Annotated in this window: 17 protein-coding genes and 1 pseudogene; 10 read left to right on the top strand and 8 right to left on the bottom strand. The window is 33.5% G+C overall.

Annotation, left to right across the window (positions count from 1 at the left end; genetic code table 11):
- Positions 1-223: 223 nt before the first annotated feature.
- From PQF83_RS27875 to PQF83_RS27855, 5 genes are all read right to left on the bottom strand, one after another.
- A complete protein-coding gene (locus PQF83_RS27875; protein WP_000447304.1) occupies positions 224-3724 on the bottom strand; it encodes a DNA translocase FtsK in 3501 nt (1166 codons plus the stop codon).
- 17 nt (positions 3725-3741) lie between these two features.
- Positions 3742-4128, bottom strand: a complete 387-nt coding sequence (locus tag PQF83_RS27870; protein ID WP_000365750.1) for a hypothetical protein — start codon at positions 4126-4128, stop codon at positions 3742-3744.
- Between the two features lie 191 nt (positions 4129-4319).
- Complete coding sequence (locus PQF83_RS27865; protein WP_000837871.1) at positions 4320-5606, bottom strand: replication-relaxation family protein; 1287 nt, start codon at positions 5604-5606, stop codon at positions 4320-4322.
- 436 nt (positions 5607-6042) lie between these two features.
- Positions 6043-7350 (bottom strand): plasmid replication protein RepX, encoded by a 1308-nt coding sequence (gene repX / locus PQF83_RS27860; RefSeq protein ID WP_000918313.1) that lies wholly within the window; start codon positions 7348-7350, stop codon positions 6043-6045.
- Between the two features lie 26 nt (positions 7351-7376).
- Positions 7377-7712, bottom strand: a complete 336-nt coding sequence (locus PQF83_RS27855; RefSeq protein ID WP_000098927.1) for a hypothetical protein — start codon at positions 7710-7712, stop codon at positions 7377-7379.
- 586 nt (positions 7713-8298) lie between these two features.
- Here PQF83_RS27855 and PQF83_RS27850 point away from each other — a divergent pair.
- A complete protein-coding gene (locus PQF83_RS27850; protein ID WP_000564666.1) occupies positions 8299-8904 on the top strand; it encodes a DUF3967 domain-containing protein in 606 nt (201 codons plus the stop codon).
- A gap of 317 nt (positions 8905-9221) precedes the next feature.
- Here the strand turns inward: PQF83_RS27850 and PQF83_RS27845 are convergent, their stop codons facing one another.
- Entirely contained in the window at positions 9222-10334 is a 1113-nt protein-coding gene (locus tag PQF83_RS27845; RefSeq protein WP_000160678.1) for an RNA-guided endonuclease TnpB family protein, read from the bottom strand.
- A gap of 11 nt (positions 10335-10345) precedes the next feature.
- A pseudogene (locus tag PQF83_RS27840) lies at positions 10346-10453 on the bottom strand (transposase); the annotation flags it as partial.
- A gap of 906 nt (positions 10454-11359) precedes the next feature.
- On the opposite strand from PQF83_RS27840, the gene PQF83_RS27835 reads away from it, so the two are divergent.
- The 9 genes from PQF83_RS27835 (at position 11360) to PQF83_RS27795 (ending at position 22273) form a co-directional block, all read left to right on the top strand.
- A complete protein-coding gene (locus PQF83_RS27835; RefSeq protein ID WP_000557422.1) occupies positions 11360-12496 on the top strand; it encodes a hypothetical protein in 1137 nt (378 codons plus the stop codon).
- A gap of 709 nt (positions 12497-13205) precedes the next feature.
- The gene (locus tag PQF83_RS27830) at positions 13206-14159 is read left to right on the top strand and encodes a hypothetical protein (protein WP_001002941.1); all 954 of its coding nucleotides are present in this window, start codon (positions 13206-13208) and stop codon (positions 14157-14159) included.
- Between the two features lie 19 nt (positions 14160-14178).
- Positions 14179-15678, top strand: coding sequence for a hypothetical protein (locus PQF83_RS27825; protein WP_000239320.1), 1500 nt, complete (start codon positions 14179-14181; stop codon positions 15676-15678).
- A gap of 16 nt (positions 15679-15694) precedes the next feature.
- Entirely contained in the window at positions 15695-16144 is a 450-nt protein-coding gene (locus PQF83_RS27820; RefSeq protein ID WP_001169428.1) for a hypothetical protein, read from the top strand.
- 25 nt (positions 16145-16169) lie between these two features.
- Positions 16170-16565, top strand: coding sequence for a DUF4320 family protein (locus PQF83_RS27815; RefSeq protein WP_001181745.1), 396 nt, complete (start codon positions 16170-16172; stop codon positions 16563-16565).
- A gap of 361 nt (positions 16566-16926) precedes the next feature.
- A complete protein-coding gene (gene tnpB, locus PQF83_RS27810; RefSeq protein ID WP_000586180.1) occupies positions 16927-18048 on the top strand; it encodes an IS200/IS605 family element RNA-guided endonuclease TnpB in 1122 nt (373 codons plus the stop codon).
- Between the two features lie 168 nt (positions 18049-18216).
- A complete protein-coding gene (locus tag PQF83_RS27805) occupies positions 18217-19494 on the top strand; it encodes an S-layer homology domain-containing protein (RefSeq protein ID WP_012552690.1) in 1278 nt (425 codons plus the stop codon).
- Positions 19495-19631: 137 nt separating this feature from the next.
- Positions 19632-21980 carry a hypothetical protein gene (locus PQF83_RS27800; protein ID WP_012552692.1) on the top strand — a complete coding sequence of 783 codons (2349 nt, stop codon included), beginning with the start codon at positions 19632-19634 and terminating at the stop codon, positions 21978-21980.
- Between the two features lie 131 nt (positions 21981-22111).
- Positions 22112-22273, top strand: coding sequence for a hypothetical protein (locus PQF83_RS27795; RefSeq protein WP_012552682.1), 162 nt, complete (start codon positions 22112-22114; stop codon positions 22271-22273).
- Between the two features lie 237 nt (positions 22274-22510).
- Here the strand turns inward: PQF83_RS27795 and PQF83_RS27790 are convergent.
- A partial coding sequence (locus tag PQF83_RS27790) for an IS3 family transposase (protein ID WP_134656395.1) occupies positions 22511-22607 on the bottom strand: 97 nt, incomplete at its 5' end.

Genomic DNA, 22607 nt, shown 5'->3' with positions numbered 1-22607 from the left:
GCCTATACTAAAGGGACTGAAATCGGATAAAAAGAAGGCTTGAGCCGTATGATGGGAAACTGTCACGTACGGTTCTGAGGGGAGTTGGGGGCAGCGATGCCCCCCGCTTACCCGACTAAATAAGCTGCCTATATGGGCAGCTTATTTTATTTTTGGCTTAGCGTGGTTTTTTCCGAAATGCTGGCTATACCAATACTAGATTTAATTTAAGATTTACAAACTATTAATCAAAGAAATTATTCAATTCCTTACTCATTACGTTCGATGTTTTGGGCTTTGGTTTCTCATTTTTATTAAGCAGCGACTGCGTAGTATTATTCTTATTTTTTTGATGAGATTTTAAGTGCTCTTGGCGTTCTTTATAACTCATAGGTTTATATTCTGGTTGCTTCTCATCATTTTTCGAATGCTCTTCTCTATTTTTTTCTAAGTTTTCTTGTACCGTAATACTAATAGATTCGTAAACTTTTGCTACATCTTCATCTAGCTTGTTTTCTTCGATATGATTAAGCGTTTCTTCAATTGGAACCGTGTTGATTTCTACATGTGTTTCTTCTAGCTCTGTTATTGTAACGGGAAGTGAAGTAGATTCTATACTTGTTTCTGCAGTTCCTATCATTGTAACGGGAAGTCCATCAGATGGGAATTCTTCAAACAATGGTTCGGTCTCAACAGGAATCACGGAATGAATAATGGAATCTTTATTCCAATCTTGCTCTAACATAGTAATAGATAATTCTTTGTTTAGTTCTGCTACCTCCATGTTTATTTCATAGCATTCTTCCATAGGAGGTAATGCTATATCTATGGTTTCTTTAATATCTTCTTTCACGGCCGGTTCTTTTATTTCAGAGCTTATACTTTCTACATGTGTTTCTTCTGCTATAACAGGCAGTTCACCATTTCGTTGTAAGGCATCTATTAATCTCGATGCACGTGTATAACTAATTTTAAACGTGTCTTGTAGTACAGATATAGAGATACTTCCCGATTCCTTCACAAAACTTAAAACATCTTCGTATAGAATATCCTTAAAGGAGCTAGTTTCCTCTTGTTCGATTTCTTCGCCTTCAATTGGAATTGCTACTTCCGGTGAAATAGTATTGTCAGGTGAATGAGTAGTAATAACACTTGTTTCTTCTGATGTACTACTATTATTTGAAATTAATACTTTACGAGGACCATCCCCTGTGTAAGAACTTACAACTAGATTTTGTTCTAACTTCTCAATATATTGCATAGATTTCATATAGCTAATCTTGAATTTTCTTTGCAGAAGAGATGGCGAGACTTGTTGTGATTCGATAATAAATTCCTTAATATCTTCATACAACTTATTTTCAACTTCATCATCAACATTCCCCTGCTGGTTCATTGCTGCAGGATCATTAGATAAGGTTTCATTTTGAGACTTTTGTCCCTTATAATCCTCCAATGATACAATGTGTTGATGCTCCTCGTTTGTTTCTATGGAGTTATTCTGTTCAATCTCACCTTCTTGTATAGGTGGTAATGGTTGTATTTTCTTCATGTTTTCTGCATCTACATGCTTCATAGGATTAGCTTTTTCTATAGATTCATTAATAAGGCGAAGACGCTCATTTTCCCAATATTCACCTGTTTTTGTATCTACTTGAATAATTGCTTGGGCAAATTCTTCTTTTGGTACAAAGTTACTTGTGATTTGTTGTACAGGTTGCACATGATTATCTTGTACGATACGAGCAGCACAGATGAATGCCCCTTGTGCCATGATATCTCCTGGTGACATAACAACTTCTTTCGTTTTTTGATAGGTTGATCCTAGTCGACTAACTGGATTCTCTTGCATAGGAGAAATGCCCTGTTCGGATTCTGCCTCTTTAAATTCCTCTTTCTCACCAAACATGTCAGAGAAAATTTTTGCATCATATGGTGTTACATCTCCAAATATCATTTTGTTACGGAATGAACCTAGTAAAGTAAACATGTATTGCTCTGTGAAGTCGAGAGCTAATTGCGATAGTGTTTGGCTAGCGATTGTTAAAATTACTTTATATTTACGAGATTGTGCAGGGAATTCTTTAAACGGCCGCACAACGTAATCCGGAAACTCATCGACAATAATATGATGGTAAGGTGAGACGTTTGGATCTCTACGGAATACTGCATTTTGCATACTTAACAATACAAATTTTCCTAATACGTTTGAAAGGTCTGCTAATTCTCCTTTTGCCGTATTGACTAACAAAATCCCACCCTGCTCTAAATGAACATCGAAATCAAAATCGGATTTTCCAAATAAAACACGTCGTATTAAAACGTTTGAAGCTAAATCTTTTAATATGTTGCGTAAACCTTTTACATATTCTTCTTCTCTGTCATAATGCATCGGTTGTCCGCGGTATTTTCCCGATTTATAAACGGCTGGTTCACCTTGAAAATCCAGCTTTTCACGAATGGTATTATCAAACCATTCGTCTATACCTTTTATAATTTTATATTCATTTTTTTGGTCACGTGAAGCTGCTCCACTTTGAACAAAATCATATAACTTTTCGACCTGTACCTTTAATAGCTTATGCATTCGGTGAACACGTTCTACATCGTCATACATCTCAATCAAATCGTCGAAGGTAACATCTTTTTGTGGGTTGTGAAGCTTTAATAAATAGATATGTTGTTTAAGGTGGTTACGCTGCGCTTGTTCAAAGAATGCATTGTTAGATTCAGACAAACCTTGAATAACCATTGCGAAAACTTCTGCTACTTTATCTACTGGTCCTCGCAGAATGTTTATATTTTTGGTATCAGGATTAGTTGGATCAATGTAGTAAACTGCACTTTCAGGTATTTTATGTGCTTGCACTAACTTAAAAACCTTTTGGCATAAATCATTACTCGGTTCGATAACAGTCACACCATTTAAAAATGTTCCTTTTACTTCTTCTGTATGATAATCCTTCTTTTTAAAGACATTTATGAACTTATTGATAAAACGCGCCATCCAATGTAAATCTTGATTAATCATGGGAATAATTAAACTAGATGTTTTACCAGAACCAATAGGACCAATAATAATACAATTTAACGTTCTATCTTTCCCCTTAATACGAACCATCTCTTTATGCTCAATATGCGGTCCAATTTCTACATCAGGATATATTTGTTCTTCTTGGCTATTAAACCATTTTTGTAATTTGTGATTTTTATATTCGTATTTTTGTACCCACTTTAATATCTCTTCTCGGTAGCGAACAATATGCCCACTATACCAAAGTGTAAACAAAATCATAAATACTGTTGGTAAAAATACAAAAATCATAGTGAGTGTGTGAAAATTACCTGTTAAGACATGACCTAAGGCTTCATACTCACCAAAATTAAGATGTTTTGATTTATCCGCTAGATAAGGAATAACCTTTGCATGGATCGGAGCAGTTGCAAACCATAAAAATTGAATATCAACCGCAAAGTGGGAAGCAACCAAGATTATTAGTTTCCCATTATTTATATGTAAAGCTGGAATACGGCTGTAAAACCTAAAGCTAAACTCTCCTAATAGTAAAGAAAAGAACATTAAAATAAGCGGTACATATGTAATTTCTATAGGATAAGACGGTGGTTCAAATGCATAGTAGAGTAACTTGATGTAGTTTACTAAACCGAATCCAAATGAAAGAATAAATCCGCTAATTAAGCCGATTGTAGTAAATAACGGTAATCGTTGTTTAAATGTCTCCATATAGGCTCACCTACTTCTTACAGATATAGTTGAGCTTTATGTTTAAACTGGAATCGATTATTGAATTCTGGTTGGAATAGTTCCTTTGATTTTTCGAGAAAGAATTTTGCTGCATCTTCAGTTTGTTTTAAATATAAATCAATACTCTCTCTTTCACAGAGTTGATTGTATTCTTCTTGAGAAAGTACCGCGATATTTACCTCAATCTTTTTATCCGTTGCCGTTTCAATTATGACATCGTACCAATAGAAATTTGGTTTCCCTGGAATTTGGATATCTTGTAGAGAAACACTAAACGTTGCCCCCTCTTCTGTAATATGATTAAGGACTAGTTCCGGGTTTTTAAATGCTTCTCTAGCAGAGAGCACTCCCCCAGTAGTAGTAGTTGCATATTGTAAATCCATTTTGATTTTCCACCTTTCTCCATATAAAAAAAGGCAAGCGACACCCACTGTAAAAACAGCGTGTGTCGCTTGCCTTAATTTCATATGTTCTGATTTGATTGTAGTTTTTTGTGTTTAGTTCAAACGTAATTCTATCACCTTAAATAATAAAAATCAATAAAATTGTATAAAAGTATATAAAAAATTAACGATTAATATAATTCAACAAGCTTGCGTCTTTTCGGATGTATGTTATTTGCAGTACGTGCCATGATCTGTTCATCCGCATCGATAGTAACACCTTCATTTTGGAGGGATAGCAGTAATACGTTGTCATACGTGTCCATTAAAAGTATATCTCTAGCCTTTTTGCGCTTTGGATAAATCACAACAAGCGGCACCCCTTCATCACCTTCTCTTCTTGAAAACACAACATCGTCTAATCTAGCAATCATTCGGTAATCATTTTCATTCCCAAAAATAAAGAAGAAATCTTGCATTACATCTTTATCTCTCTTATACGTTCGTCTAAGACCACCATCTATTTTCTCTTTAAATGTTTGAACTGTTTCAACAAATGCATAGCGCCAATCAGCATCTCCTACTGTACGTTTAGATAAAGGTAAGAGAATATCTTGTTCAAAGTTTTGATTATCATCTATTCCTAGAAGAATATCTGAAATAACATCTCCAGCTTCTTTCAAAGAGCAGATGTGCATATTTAGGTTTGGTAGATTCATTAAATGTTCATGATATTCTCGCATAGAAAATAAGAGATTCTTCATACGTACGTATGGAGGTTCTGCATCTTCTGCAAGGAACATCGACTTGTCATACATAACAAAAACAACAGTTATATTTTTAGTGTTTTTTTGTGCATATTCAATATACTTCCCCACCTTTTCAACTAAGGTAGCATTGGTTTCTTTGCACATATCCATTTCAATGTAAATATTTTTGTCTTTATATGAAATGTGTTCATCAGGAATTAGAAGTAACCCTGCATCTTCAATTTCTGTTTTCTTTTGTTTTTGATGATATGAGCGAATATCTAACTCGCATAATAATTTATTCGTATTGGTCTTTTTCGACACTTCCAAAAGTGTGCGTACTAATATTTCTCTTGAGCAGAGTGTATGTAGTGAGATTGAAGAAGAATATCTACGTTTTGAAGATCCTGCAGGAATCCTTCCTAATTCTTGAAGGTAATCAACCATTCTATCTTTTAAGGAGAATGTCGCACGTCTGGTTATACTATCATCTCTTTTATCAATTTTTTTAGTCAAGATAGCACCGTATTTTGAAAAACGATTAAGTTTCGTAAACACACTATCCTCAGAAAAATCTCTACCCTCAAATGCACTATAAAGCTGAGTAATTTGTCGTGTAGTAAGATACCTTTTGTAATATAAAAATGTAAATACAAATATATCGGCCTCTTTTAAACGAAAAGATTTCTGTGTACCTTTGCTTGTATATTTATACGTTTTACTTTTCATTATATGCAACTCCATAACTCGAATGTATTTTCAATAAATAACAACCATTTCTATATATCTTATTACAGCAAAATTTAGTTGTAAATTATTAAAAGTTTAAGCTGAATTTGCTTTAATCTAGATACTAAAACTTGTACGCTGAAGTTTGGATTACTTCTCTTCCTAAAAATTAGCTAGAAACATTGATTTATATAGTCTTTCAGTTCTTTTAAAATTGTTCGGACGGAAGACATGTTTTAACCGAACAATTTTTTAAAGGTTCAAGTATTGGAATAAAATCGTTAGGACGGCCTAACAATTTATTTAAACAATTACATTATATAAAGACATGTTACACATACAGAAAATATAATAGATTAATCACTTGTGCATTGTAGTTTCTTTTTGCTATTGAAATAGAAAAAGACCGACAAAATTATATTTGTCGGTCTATTGTTTAGAATGATAATTTCTTCTTTGCTGGTTGTGAATCGTCAGCAACTTCTACTTCAGGTTCAGCACCAAAATTTAATTTTTTCTTTTTAGGTTTTTCTTCTTGTACTGAATCATCAAATGCAAAAAGTTTATTTAAAACAGCATTGGATTTCTTTGAATTAGCTTGCTCACGTTCTTCTTTAATTCTCGTAATCTCATCAATAATATCACTAACACGTTTTGGTAATGGAAGTCCTGCAACAACTGAATAGAATTTTACTATATCCTCTTCTTTTTTTGTTGTATGTTTATTAACGTATGGAGCTATAGGACGTTCATCTACATATGGAGTTCTTTCTTTTAAGAAGTTTTCCATTTGATTAAGGAATGAGAAGTTGTATAATCGCCCTGCTCGCAGCGGTGATGTAACGATAGATAGCGCGCTTTTTTTAGCACTTTCTAGCTCTTCTCTTTCTGTATCGTATAAAACGCCTTTTTCTAGTGCGTTACCTAATTGAGTCAAGTAACCTAGCGGGTTTTCAGTGTCTAATTGATTTGATTTTAGTTCTAATTTTGCTAATGATAAAACGCCTGGTGTATTAATTACTTGAGCAAATTCACTCGCATCAAAATGTGTATCTGAAAACGGTGTAAATGATGAAGTAACTAGGTTAATCTCATGTAATGCATCAGCAATATATTTGTTACTATAGCTAGTATATTCGTTTGCTAAAGCACTTGGATTTTCCTCTTCAAATTTTCTATATAGTTTAGCGTTATCTATTAATACAATTGAGCCAAAAGCTTCTTGGTTCATAGCAATACTACGAATGCGTGAAGTTGCGTTTTCTAATACTTTTAAAGCCTCAGCATCACGTGGTAAAGTCAGTAACAATCCAAAATTGTAATCATGTTCATAGAGCATTTCAATAGCCTTTAATAGAGCACCAGTTCCTGTTCCTCCACCTAGACCACACGTAATCCAAATAAAATCACGATCTTCAAATTCCTGTTTTACCGCTTCGAAAATCTTTGTTTCATGCTTTACAAATGCTTCCTCTCCAACCTGTGGATTACGAGCTGCACCTTGTTCATATCCTTCTAACTGTATTTTACGGACGTTCCCTGTGTTTTTAATCTCAATTTTATTAAAATCTTGACTATTTGTATTAACAAGAATCGCACGATATGGGTATTTGTTATTTTTAATTTGTGTTTCTTTATTTGCGCACTCTGCTGCGATTGCACATCCACCCATACCTAGTCCTAAGAATCCAAATTTCAAACTAATATTTCCTTGGCTTTCGATTTCTGAAAAATTGCCTGCCATATGTATATCCTCCTCAAATATATATTTTAGTTGTTTTTCTCAACTCGTTTTTCCAGTTCCTTAATTAAAACATTTCCTAGATCTGTTACGTCATAAATTCGAACACGTCCTATTGCTTTGAAAGATATTAACCCTGCTCCTTCAAGTCTTGCAGTCATAATATCTAAAGCATATCGCGATGGAAGTATTTTTTTACCCTCATAATCTTTTTCATTCTCAATTTGATAGTCTTTATGATATTGGTTGATATAATCCCATAACTTTTCTTTGTTCATTGCGCCCTCGGCGTATAGCACACGTAAAGCCCAAATCCCATCATTTAAATTCTCACAAAGCACATCAATAATTTCACTACTACTCATTGATATATTAGACAATAATTTCACACCACCTTTAATAAATAATAAATTTTATCTATAGGTACAAAAAGACAAGATAATTATACGGAATTTAATACCGTTATAAAAGCCGTAAATACTTCGGTATATATTTCCGAAGTATTGTATGTACTAACTATAATACATCTACGGATGATAATCAAGAATCTTATTAAATCAATACTTTAAATACTTCCGTAATAATTACCGTAATTAATATTTTAATTGTTACGCATTTATTACGGTAATAAACACTGTAATGAATACGTAATGATTATAAAAGATGCATTTTAATAAGTGAAAATCCATGTAAAATTTTTAGTTCAGTTCACAGAATTTTAAGGTGATTTTGTACATAATCAAGTGTTAATCACGCTCACCCGACTAATCACCGCTCGATAACATAGGTATTATTGGTATGCAGCTAAATAAATGAGCAGTGAATGATTGAGTGATCAGGTATAAAAGTCCATGATATTTTATGTAATCTACAAAGGGGTTCTTTTAGTTTCTATAGAATTTTTATATAATGTATTATAGGACAGGCATCATATAGTTAGGTGGTGAGCAAATGATTGATGAACAGTTAAGCGATGGTTATTATCGCGTATCTGAAGTAGCAACCATGCTTGATATTCCTGAAAGTACTCTTCGTAGATGGTTGAATGATTTCGATGAGTACTTGAACATAAAAAAAGAACGCCAACTTAAATATGTTCATGAGGATAGTATTGATACAGTAAAAAAGATTAAACATTATTATTCTGAGTCAAAGAAAAAGCACGAAATTGTTGGGCTTTTAGATATGGATCCGACGGTTATTCGCAATGTTTATGCTGAAGATGTTGACGGTGATGGTGAACCAAAAGAAACATCACTAGTTAAAGCACAACAGGTCAATCCAGACTTTATAGAAGCTTTGACGGAAAAAATTACTGAGGAAGTTACAGCTAAAGTGACTGAAGAATTAACAAAACAAAATATGGAATTCTTCGCTGCGGTGGCTAAACAAAGTCAGGATAATTTCGATAGAATCAATAAGCGATTAGAGGAACGTGACGAAAAGTTAATGAGTACTATACGATTAATTCAAGAACAAAAAAGTGCTAATGCTCAGCGACAAGAGAATACTGAACAAAAAGGCGGCTTTTTCTCTAAGCTTTTTGGAAAAAAATAAAAAGGCTATCATTTGATAGCCTTTTTATTTTGCTTATTCTTAATATCATTTCAAAAGCTTAGTTCATTGATTATCAATATGATTCATTCACAGCTATTGTTTTAAACTTATAATAATCATAGAACTTAGGTTTATTTTGCTATACAAAGAGTTTTCTAATTCTATTTCTTCCAATCTGTGAACTACCCGCCACTTAACGTCCTAATGGACTGTTTGAAGTGGTGGCTTCTCGGTTAGTCGTTACTTTTGATAGCTAACGAATTTGTCCTAAGACAACCGAGCTAACCCCCTCGTTCCAAGGGTTATTTTATTGCTATCTATGCCAACGCTAATAGGCGTATTGCTTCATTTTTGATATTGATAGCTGCGTTATAATCTCTATCAAGATTTACACCACATATACAAGAATATACTCGCTCAGACAATGACATGTTTTTCACATTTCCACAACTGCTACATGTTTTTGTGGAAGGAAACCATTTGTCTATTTTCATAAGTTGTTTGCCTTGTTCGTGTAGTTTATAAGCTAAAAAAGAAGTGAACATACCCCAAGCATTATCAGCGACGCTTTTTCCAAAATGAAGTGCTTGCGACATGCCTTTCATATTTAGATCTTCAATAGCTACAACATCAAAATGAGTAGCTAACTCTTTAGACTTATGATGAAGGAAGTTCTTACGTTGGTTCGCTACTTTTTCATGTAACTTAGCTACACGGATACGTTGTTTATTCCAACGAATAGAACCTTTTGTTCTTCTTGATAATACTCGTTGTGCCTTTGCTAATCGGTCTAACATTTCACGATAGAACTTAGGATAATTGGCTCTCTCATCCTCAGAACTAACGTATAATCGATCCATCGCAAAGTCTAATCCAACAACTGTTTCTACTTCATTTTGTACAATCTCTTTTTCGTATTCAGTCAAGATAGACACATAGTATTTACCAGTAGGTGTCATAGAAATCGTACATGACTTGATTACATGGTCTTGTGGTATTTCTCTATGCTGCTTGATACGTACCATTTTCAGTTTTGGCAATTTAATATGACCGTTAAGCAACATAATATTTCCGTTCACTACATTCGTTGTATAAGACTTTCTGTCTTTTTTGCTTTTGAATGTTGGGAAGTCATTTTGACCACGAAAGAAATTCTTATAGGCAGTTTGCAAGTTTAGTTGAGCATTTGCCAGTGCTAATGAATCAACTTCTTTTAACCACTCAAATTCTGCTTTGTATTTCGCAGGAGTGGGAAGCTTTTGTTTCTTTAGTTGTTCCTTATCATCTTTGTGTTTTTCATACGCTTCTTTCCGTTCGGCTAACATTCTGTTATACACGAAACGTACACAACCGAAGGTTTTACGCATAAGATGTGCTTGGTCTCCTGTTGGATACAAACGGAATTTATATGCTTTATTATGCTTTGTCATATCATTTCACCTCACTTTTCACTTTGATTTTCAATATATTTTTTTACTACGTCTATTGATGAACCACCAGTAGTTAGTAAGCAAAAACCTCTTGACCAAAACATCTCTTTCAATAGTTTCATACTACTTAATTAGTAGTATGAAACTATTTTTATATTAATCATAAAAAAAACAGTTTATTCTTATTCAAAACTTACACCTTCACTCGATCACTCAACCATTCGCTAATCATTCATTCTAAAATAGTAATATGATTGACCGGTGATTAATTGACTGATTACAATTAGGTTTAATGCAATGAAATCAACCGTTCAATCACCACTCAACCTACATACGAAAATAACAGTATTTACACACAAGTGACTGGTGATTAGTTGGGTGATTTAAGGTGTGGATAATGAAAAATGTGCCATTAATGCGCTTTATCGATGATATTTTGTTAATTGAGCGACAATCAGGCGGTTGATCAGAGGCTGTTTAAGTTGTTCTTACTTATTGTGAATTGACTTTTGATTGAGCGGCGCTCAACGAGGTGTTTGAGTGGTGGTTATTTATACATAGTCATTTAGCAAAGGTCATACTTTTGAAAAAATCACCTTGCAACCATGGGAAAAACTATATATGATGTAGTTACTTTATATTTTTGTATTTTTTTAGATACAAATTTATTAATAATAAAATATTTATATAATAAAAAATAAAATATAAAAAAGCAAAAAAAGGTTCATCAGCCCAATGAAATAGCGCCAACTACTTCATTGTGGTACACCGCACAAAAATCCCAAAAGAAATTTTCAATCGACCGCGGTAAACAAAGCCAATAAACCTTTTTATTTTGCATGAAATTATAAGATAATTTTACTGTATCTTATGTATTTGTGCAACTTAAAAAGGGGATTTCTTGCGTAATTTTAGGCATTGTTTACCGTTGTTATACAAGTATTACTCTTTTAAGAGAGTAGTATTTTTGTATCCGTGGTATGACAGTGCCTTTTTCTGCTCTTTCGAAAGGAGTTAGCAACATTATGCATACGCAAATGGCTTTTTCCCAACAGAACTTTAAAGTTCATGGGGTTAAATTTTTTGATGGACTATTAAACATCGTAAAACTAGAAAATGAAAGAAAAGAGTTACCATCTTCAGCTTTAGCTACTTACATCTTGCTTCACTTTGAATGCAATGATATAGGAATGCTACCACGTGAATTTCAAATAATGGATCTTGCTAAGAAAAGTGGGATTCCCTACACAACAATTTATACAGGGTTTCAAGTTTGTTTGGAGCGTAGACTCGTAAAAGAAACACCTGTTGGAAATCGTACTGTATATGAAATTGTAGATTATGCGTTGTATAACCACACTACTGCAGAAACTGCAAAGATGACAGGCATATCGCTATCGTATTTCCGTATTCCATTTCACCTAATTCAAACAACGATAATGAGTAGTCTAGTAAAGGCTCGTGATAATAGAGGGATTATATTCCTTTTAGATTTAATCAATACTTTTTCAAGAAAAGTAGGTATGGAACATTATAAACATAAAATTGAGGAGTTTCAGATTACAAGAAAGATGTCTTCCTTAAAAAGGAGATTAAATCGTAATGCAAAGAAAGTAAGACACTACATAGAAATTATTAACCCCATCGTGCAATTTACTGCAATCGATTCTAAAGAGAAGAAATCTAATGAAACAAGAATTACTAGTGCAAGGAAACAGGTAAAACAAATCATCATTGAGAAGTTCAACGTTGTATTTTCTTCAAACTGCGTAATTGAGAATGATAAAAAAGAATTACATAGACCAGTAGCGAAGTGCAGAAAAGAAGCGGTGTCTCGTTTGAAACATATGGGACAGGCGTTACGTAAAAAAGATAAAGAAAATATAATGACTGCATTTAGACAAGAAATTGTTGATATCGCAATCTATTTACCGACGAAACAAAAACAAAGTGAATTATTAATTTACGCAATGACTTATGCATTAGATCAAGTGGAAAGTTGTTTGAAAGAGCAAGAAATATTCTCTATTCCAGCATTTATGCGTGTAAAGTTTAGAGAGTCCTGGATAGGTTTTAAGGAAAAAAACTTGTCTACAGGGAAAAAACACGATGCAATGATAAATTATCATAAGAAGAATGGTGTTTATCCGGAATTTATGTGATTTTAAAAAAATATATATGGAAACCCTTGTTAAAAAGTTACTTAAAAGCAAGGGTTATTTGGCATGTTCTTTAATTTGAAGACATGCTTTTTTATTTAGGAAAATATATCTATTAGCATTTTTACGGAAGCATATAATTGATTTACGTTATGTTTGGTTACGACTCGGTATGTTCATAATTCGATTCAATACTTGTGGTTATCTTAGTAATATGATTCTAACCTTGTGAATTCTTAGTAATATGGTATTTAACTTCTTAATTTGTGATTTCTATGATGTAGAGCTTGTATGTAATGGGGATATTACGATAGTGAATTTAGCTTAATATCCAGGAACGTATGTAATACAAGGCTTTAGAGGTGTTTGCTGAATCTCTTTATAATTAATGATTGAGTTTAGTTATATATATTTCTTGTTGTTTTTATATAAAATACTTGGATTATTTATATTTAATTACTTGTATTTTTTTAAATTAAATACATAGAAAAATAGAAAGAAGGAATAAATATAAGTTTACAAGGAGGTAATTAATCTATTGACTTTTAAAATTCATAGAGGTATTCTTATACGTGAACTACAATTAACTAAGAGAAATATACAAATTAATAGATTTAATTTCTAGCTAAACGGACACACCGAAGGCACATAACCTGCCATCGGTGTGTCTTTTTTTTGTATAAATAACAATAAAAAGGGAGAATTTGAAGCTATGAACGAAATTGTGAACATGAGTAAAGAACGATTTACAAAGTATTGTGAGGAGAATGCAGCATTTGAAGAGGATATTAGTCGCATTATTAATCACTACTTTTTATTACTAGGGAATAAGGCAAATATCTTACAGGAAAGAGAATTTAATAACGAAATTGAAGAAAAAACGTTTAAAAATAATGTGAAACGTTTTGAAACTCTATTCCCTGCAGCTGTTAAAAATGCATTTTTAAAAGGATATCAATTATGCCTTGAGTTTATAAATCATCCTGAAACGCAAATTCCTGAGAATCTATATACTGATCCGAATTTTATAAAAGATATTCCTTTTGCCTTAGCAAATGCATCTGAATATGAATTGTACGAAATCATTCGTACAGATGAAACACAGGAATTTAGTGTATTTGCTATACGAACATATGAAGGGATTCGTCCATTGTTAGAACAAGTATTTTGCGAAGTTGCATTCACTGGTGCTGAATATGCTTTTGAACATGAGCGAATGGAAAAAGGACTTGAATTAAAGAAAGGTAATAGTACCTCGTTAACCAAAGTTCCTGTAGATCGTCTTTTCGCGATTACGCCTTCTGTTAATGGAGTTGTTGTACATGCGGAAGAACATTGCGAGATTTGGAATTTAAATTGGAATAGCAAAGTAACAATTAATGATCCTTTTATTGAGCTTGCTGAGGTTACGTTTATTCATCAAACAAAAGATATGATTCAAAAAAATATTGAAGATGGTGTTTTATACTACAGCATTCTTTATCTTGGTACACCTTTACATGAGATACAAGATCGATTAGAAATACGAGTAAAGCTAAATTCTGATTTTGGAGCTCCACGTACAATGGAACAAGTTGAAATTGAGTATATTTTGAATGAGATTATTGGGAAGGTTCATCTTGAGGCACAAATTCCAATTGAAAACATGATTTTAATCCAACGTTAGATTTTGTAGGAGGTTAACTATGGTGAAAAAAATCGTTTTAGCTATTAGTGATACTGTATATACGGCATATTTACGTGAGGATTTTATTGGTGCGGGATTTGAAGTAGCTGATAGTGATGTGATGCATATCAAGTATCTAGATGAAATTCTAGATACAGAACAGCCCGATATTCTATGTATTAATGACAAACGATTAAATATTGATGCGGGACATGAAGAGAAACGTGAATTGATTATCTTACAGAAACTAAGAGATATTCGCTTTAATCGAGATATTCGTATTGTGGTATTTACAGAGCGTGAAAATGATGATGAGTTTTTGGCGAAACTGATTTATCTAGGTATCTATGACATTTTTAACTCTCGTAGAATTGATATTGATAATAAAGTTATCCCGCAGCTGCTACAGGAGTCGGATATTAAAAATGTAGCAGAAATTGTAGGCGCAAGTCAGGCACCACAACAAACAAAGTTACCCGAAGTTCCTGTTGATGAGGAAGAAGAGGAAGTATCAAGTGAATTAGAGGAAGGTGGCAACAATGAAGCTTCCTCTAACTCCAAGAAACTATTTAAAAACAATCAAAAGCGTAAGTCTGTTCCAGGTGAGTCACAAAAAGCACCTATTATAAAAAAACAATATAAATTGGCTTTTGAGCCGGTATATGAAAAACAAATAGGTATTGCTATTCCGAGAAGAACAATTGTTGTGGCCAGCATGAACAAAAGAAGTGGTGCAACTTTTGTTTCACATCTTTTAGCTGCTTACTTAAATGAACTACAGATTGATGTGAACTATATAGAGAATCTATATGATGATGGATATACGTATCCTTTATTAAAGGGATATACAGAAGCACCAGAAAACTATCGTAGTGAATTTATGTTACAGCGATATAAGGAGATGCTACAGAAGGAATCTGATATATTATCAATTCCAAAATGGAAGCAAGGAAGAATAAATTATATCGTAAAGAATCCTATAGTGGACCAAGAGCTGAAAAACGAAACAGAGCAGGACTTTGACCATTTTATTAAGGTATTATTGGCTAACCAAGAAGCGCCTATATCTATTATTGATGCGGGGTACGATTGGGATAAAGATTTATACCATGAAATATGTGAAATGGCAGATTTTATTTTCTTTGTAGCAGAACCAGATCTGCATCAATTGTTAAAGATAGCGCATCCTCTTACACAAAAGGAGAGAAAACTTGTTTCTTACTTAGTTTTAGAGAAAACGAGAATTATTGGGAATAAGTTTTCTACTGCACTTTTAAAGCATGAAGTAGTAGAAGAATGTTTTGGCGATAAGGTATTAACTGCTTTAGCACCATATGAGATAGAGGATGTATTTGAATCTCAATTAAAAAGTAGTACGTTACTATCTAGTCGGAACTATTATAAAGAGCTTGAAGGAATAATGAAGGAAATAGCAGAGTTATTGCTGCCAAACCAATTGTTGAATCAAAAGAAAAGTTCTATTTTAAGTGGATTTCGATTTCGGAAGTCTGAAAATTAAGGAGGGGTGAAGAAAGATGCAAAAAATAATAATAGGGGCTGCCTCACTATTATTATTTGTTGGTTGTTTATTTTTAATGACAGATATGATTATTGGAGATACAACACACACAGATAATAAGTCTGCATCAGAACGTGCTGGAAGTACAGCGATGGATAAAGCCGTAAAAGTAGGTGTTTTACGAGCACAAGAAGAAATCGCTATTGAACCAGATATCGCAAAGAAAGAATTTGAAAAGTCTTATAAACAAAATGCAACATTTAAGGATCCGGCATCAAAACGAGAGTTTTCTGTACATGCTGTACATGAGCAACCTGCAATGATTGCGGTTGAAGGAGAGGCGGAAGCTGCTAGTTATACGAAACAATTTGATGAAAAGAAAGGCAGCATTAAGAGTAACGCAAAACACATATTTATTTATGAAGCAGATTCTGACAACAAGAAAGCTGGAGGAAACGTGAAATAAATAAGAAAAAGTAGGTGTGTAAGAAATGCAAAATACAGTAACAACAGCGCTTTTTCTAACGCTTTCTTTATTATTGATAACTCTTATACCAGAAGGTGTACTGTATGGAATGCAGTTAGTAAAGGCGCATGATTTTGCTTCTAGTACAGTAGAGTTAGCAGAACAAACAGGTGGTTTTCAGTACACATATGAAGGAAAAAACGTAAATCTAATTCCTGATATAGAGAAGAAAATGAAAGAGCAGAATATGGATGGATGGAAATATGAATATACTAAAGGGCGCGTAGATCATAATCAGCCATTAAATTTTAAAATAAAAGCTGAACATCACTTCTTTATTTTTAAAATGATAGGGATTGATAGTGTGAAAGCACCCATATGGGCTAACAAAGATGGAATGGGACAAATCTATTTCCGTTGAAAATATCAATATGTATAAAAAGAGGTAAAAACTATACTGAAAAGTGTAGTTTTTTTACTAGAAATATATATTTATAAATAAATATATAAAAATACTTTACAAGCCTATTTCTATATGGTAATATTTCCCATATAGAACAACAGTTATAAAAATGCTAATTTATCGTTTTAGCCAAGAAGACTCCTTATTCAAGGAGCGTGAAGGGTCACAGCCCAGTGAGTAGGTGGGGGATGAATTGGCTTCGAACAAGGAATGGCAGGAAGCCATCTTAATTGTTCGATATACATAAAGAGTTACTTCTTTATCCATCAAATATACGTTTGGTTTATGATAGTCATATACCAAAATGGAGGTGAATCAAATGATAATTAATAAGGCCTTTAAGTTTCGTATCTATCCAAATCAAGCACAAGCAATTCTAATTAATAAAACAATAGGTTGTTCTCGCTTTGTATTCAATCATTTCTTATCTCTATGGGATCACGCATATAAAGAAACTGGAAAAGGTTTAACATATGGTACATGCTCTGCCAAACTTCCTGCCATGAAAAAAGAGTTTATTTGGCTAAAAGAAGTAGATAGTATTGCGATTCAATCTTCTGTTCGTAACCTTGCGGATGCGTATACACGTTTTTTTAAGAAACAAAATAGTGCCCCACGCTTCAAATCTAAGAAGAATAACGTACAATCTTATACCACAAAACAAACAAATGAAAACATTGCCATTGTAGGAAACAAAATAAAATTGCCAAAACTAGGTCTTGTTCGATTTGCCAAAAGTCGTGAAGTAGAGGGACGTATTGTAAATGCGACTGTTAGACGGAACCCTTCTGGCAAATACTTTGTGTCATTATTAGTTGAAACAGAAGTGCAAGAAATTCCGAAAACACAATCTTACATCGGAATGGATGTGGGACTAAAAGATTTCGCCATTTTGTCAGATGGAACAACCTATAAAAATCCGAAGTTTTTTCGGTCATTAGAAGAGAAGTTGGCGAAAGCGCAGCGCGTTCTTTCTAGAAGAATAAAAGGGTCTTCTCGCTGGAATAAACAGCGAGTAAAAGTGGCTAGAATTCATGAACACATGACGAATGCTAGAAAAGATTACTTGGACAAAGTCTCAACTGAAATCATCAAAAACCACGATGTTATTGGTATAGAGGATTTGCAAGTATTGAATATGTTAAAGAATCATAAGTTAGCAAAAGCAATTAGTGAAGTATCATGGTCGCAATTTCGATCCATGTTAGAATACAAAGCAAAATGGTATGGGAAACAAGTCATTGTCGTATCGAAAACATTTGCTTCCAGCCAATTATGTTCTCGTTGTGGATATCAAAACAAAGACGTTAAAAATCTGAATCTACGTAAATGGGACTGTCCTTCTTGTCGTACACACCATGATAGGGATATTAACGCAAGTATCAATTTAAAAAATGAAGCGATAAGGCTTCTAACCGCAAGGACTGCGGAGATAGCCTAATCAATTAGAGTTCGATAGAACCCTTTACTTAGGAATCCCTCACTTCTAAACGAAGTGAAAATGGGGGTAGTTCAATAATTTATATGTTAAAATATCTGGATTTTATATTTAAATTCGGTACAATAAAGGAATCTATGAAAAAAACTAATATATTTGGAGGAACAAACAATGGCAAACAAATTTTTAAAAACAGCAACAGCATTAACAATTATGGGTACATCATTACTAGGAGCAGGAGCATTTACTGCAAAGGCTGATAACACAGACTCATTAAAATTCAATGATGTTCCAGCAAATCACTGGTCTACAAAAGCAATTTATGATTTAACAAATCGTAAAATAGTACAAGGGTACGGAAATAATATCTTTGGTTTTGGTGACAATGTAACTCGTGGGCAAGTTGCTCGTATGATTTATATGTACGTAAAACCAGTAGATGCAGATGCTAGCTTCAAAAATCCATTTACTGATATTAAAGGACATATGTTTGAAAAAGAAATTAGAGCACTTGCTAAAGCAGGTCTGGTAAGTGGTTATGGTGATGCGAAATATGGTCCAGATGATGTCTTAACTCGTGAACAAATGGCGCAAGTACTTACAAATGCTTTCAAGTTCAAATCTACTAAGACAACTTCCTTTACTGACATTGATAAAAACTCATGGGCATTAAAAGCAATTAGTGCATTAGAAGAAAATGGCGTTACTATTGGTACAGGAGGTAAAATGTATTCACCGTATGCACATGTAACTCGTGAACAATATAGCCAGTTCTTATATAACTCTATTAATGCAGTAGAAAAAGAGACTAAGCCAGAAGTGAAGCCAGATCCAAAACCTGAAACAAAACCAGAGGAAAAACCAGAAGTGAAGCCAGATCCAAAACCTGAAACAAAACCAGAGGAAAAACCAGAAGTGAAGCCAGATCCAAAACCTGAAACAAAACCTGAAACAAAACCAGAGGAAAAACCAGAAACTAATTTACCAACGAGTTTAGACAAAGTTTTAACTACAGAGGATGTTATTTATAATCCGATTGCTATGGATAATCCAATTTCTCAAAAATCCATTTCTACAGAAGCGCAAAACATTATTAAGAGTGTGAATAGTAAATTTGGTACTAACCTTAAATATGCAGATTTAAATGGAACTATTAGAATACTTGATAAAAATATGTACTTGCCAGCAGGTACAATTGGTGCGCAAGTTTATATTGATGCAAATAATGAAAATGATTTTAAAATTATTTTCTTAGATAATAATGAAGCAACTATTGAGTTAACTAAAAAATGGGTTACTATGTTAAATTCTGATTTAGTTTTAAATAAAGAAATTCAGGAAACTGTAGATGCTCAATCAATTAATAACTATGAAAAAGGTAAATATAAAATTCGTGTAGGCCATTCTACAGCAGATCACATGATGTATGTAGAAGTAGAGCCTAAATAATCATTTAGTATTTACAGGTTGAGTTAAATATTGTATAATTATATAAGTTTAATATAATGATAAATACGTAAAGGACAAACCTTACGTACCTTACCAAGGTACAGGTTTGTCCTTTTTTTGCGTTTAAGGAGGATTTTATGAGAATGAGAAAAGGATTATTATTGACTTGCGCATCATTAATGTTGGCATTACCATCAGTTGCAAGTGCGGCAAATAATGACATACCATTTTTTGATGGCAGTAAAAATTCGATTTTAAAATCTGATGAATTGCAACTAAGTGGTAATTTGCTTAGACCGGGTAGTGGCTATAGATCAAAAGAGTTCAATTATAAAGCTGACTTACATTTTCCTGCTGTTTACAATGGCTCTTTCAATTGGGGAAATCCATGGGAAAATCTAGTCCAAAATGAAGATACATCGGATCCTTATGTTCGAATTTCAAATGATGGGTACATTAACAGTGAAGTTGTTGTTGGTGATCGAATGGTAACAGAAGTTCAACAAGTTACGAAAACTGTTATTAAAGATAAGTATTGGGGAGAACCCAATTTTGTTTTGGGGAATTTGAAGAAACATGATATTAAAAAATTTAATGGTCCTAATGTTACATTAGGAAAGTTTTATTGGATTAGGGATATAGCCTACCTTTCTGGTGGTTATGCAGGAGCTGGTGGTGTAGATAGTGTGAATAGGTATAGCTTGTGGTATGTACGTACAAGTAATCCTAAGATAGATGATTTTAAAGCTACGAGTGGAAAAAAAGATGTACCTGTGAAATTCACTTTTAACGGTTTTGAATATGTCAGCAAGGGAAAAGGGTATAACGATAGAGATCCGAATGGGACAACAGTAAATCCATATCAATCAGCTGCTGGTGAACGGAATCGAGTTAAATGGCTGTTAGATATTACAAAAGATGACGAAACCGTGTATCATCAAGAAAATTATCTGCGTTCAACACCGCAAAAAGATAATCAAAAACCAAATGAAGGTGATGCAGGGCAATTTAAGTCAGAAGAACTAAAGTGGCAGCCACAAATGTGTGGCCGGTATACTGCGAAAATTAAAGTTCTTGATGCTGTTCAAAGGGAATCAAATGAGAAAACTGTTGATTTCACCATAAATGGTAACTGTGGTACAGAAGTAACACCTAATCCAGATCCAGGTGATGAAGATGATTTTAAATATAAAATTGATTTCTCTGCTGACCGAATTGAAGGAGAAACAGCAAGAGAAGGAAAGAATATAAAAACAAGAATAGATGTATCACGTGATAATTTTAAACCAGAACGTGACCAATATAGAGAAAAGGTAAATAACAATATTAATATGTCCGAGCAAGCGGTAAATAGTTCTGAATCCGATAGAGATAGTGCGCAGTCTAGTCTTAGTTATTGCCGTCGTAATCCAATTCATGAGGTAGATGCAGAAGGGAACCATCACTATTACGATAGAGACTGCTCTTGGGAAGAAAATAGACTGGATAGTGCAGCAAGTAGGTTAGATACAGCAAGGCAGAAGTTAGAAAAAGAGAAAAACAAAATTAAAAAGTTAGATGCGCTAGAAGCGAAGTATGCAAATCCTGAAACAGTAGTCGTGCTCAAGCATAATGGACTACAAGTAGCATCACAAAAGGTAAGGTTAACTGAGGGAGAAAAGAAAACCTTGAACCTTGGCTGGCAACATAAGGGGAAAGGAACAATTCAGGCAGAAATTAATCCTGCTGGTAACCGTCTAGATATAGAAGAAACCACATACAAAAACAATCCTATTAAAACAGCTATCTATGCACCATCCCATGAAAAAGGGATGTGCGGAGTTACGAGTGTAAAAGGTGTGGTAGAAACAGTAAGTGAACGTGTGTCAAAAGAGGACACAGTGGGAGAAATGTTCTATGAAACATTAAGTGGAAGTATTGATAATTTAGCACCATCTAAGCTCCATGCTGGGTATGGTTTTTCTTATGAAGTTAACGGAAAATACAAAAATGATTGGAATACAAATTATCCAGGTGTATTTACAAAAGCAACGGCACAGTATCCATTTGCAGATGAAGGACTAAAACCAACATATGATTTAGAGAGTGTTTCTAATAATGGCTTAACATCAAAATTCCTACCTAAAAATATGTATTTATCTGGAGTAACAGGACATGTCTTTGATAGTAACAGACCAACTAAGTCTTTATATTGGGATGGGAAGGAAAAAATTATTGATGGCCAACGCAAATGGTATGCGCCATTAAAAACGAAAGATGGAAAATATTCGTTCAATGTTGAAACAAACCCAGCAGGTGTGAATGAAATGAGTTTGTGCCTGACAAATGAAGTGGAAATTAAAGGTGTTGCGTACGATGATTTTAAAAAGAGAAGGGTGCTTGCGGATCTTCCATTCCCTGTGCAAACACCAGGTTGGAATTGGGTTGGAAAGGAACATATTATTACTGATTTATCAAATTGGTACTATATGAAGAATAGAAATTAGTTAAATAGTATTGTATAATGACTTGAATCGACAAAAGTATATAATCCTTCTTGTACTAGTAGCTGAATGGATAAACCAAAGGCACACCCCTTAATGGGGTGTGCCTTTTTTCATAGAAAGGGGAAATTTGAGTGGATAAAAAGAAAAAGCAACGTGTGAGACGAGTGATTTTTCTTGGAGTAATCGCAATGATTGTATCGTTATATGTTGGAAATGAATTTCAGGATCGAAATGGGACAAGTTATGCCCCTGCAAAGTATTTTGAAACAGGAACAAAATTGATTTCGTTTTAATAATAATGTCTTTTTTATCAACTATCGTGGATAAATCTGCATGACATGTACAATAGTTGATGTTATAATAAGTGTAGAAGTATTATAACAATAGTTTTTGCATAAACTAAAGAAGACGAGATGCTCCAACATCTCGCCTTATGTAACTGTTACCGCAAGGTGGCTAGTTGCTAAAAAAGTTTATTTTTTCTTAGAACCGCCCTTCACTGAACTGGACCCGAAAAGTTAGACATATATTTAAGCAGCTAATAAGGATTGAATTCTGTATTTTACAGGAGGCAATCCTTTTAATTTTGCCTTAATCCTTTTATTATTGTAATAATAAATATAATTC

Source organism: Bacillus sp. FF-1, assembly GCF_028548245.1.
GTDB lineage: Bacteria > Bacillota > Bacilli > Bacillales > Bacillaceae_G > Bacillus_A > Bacillus_A paranthracis.
This window is presented reverse-complemented; position numbering and strand designations above follow the sequence as displayed.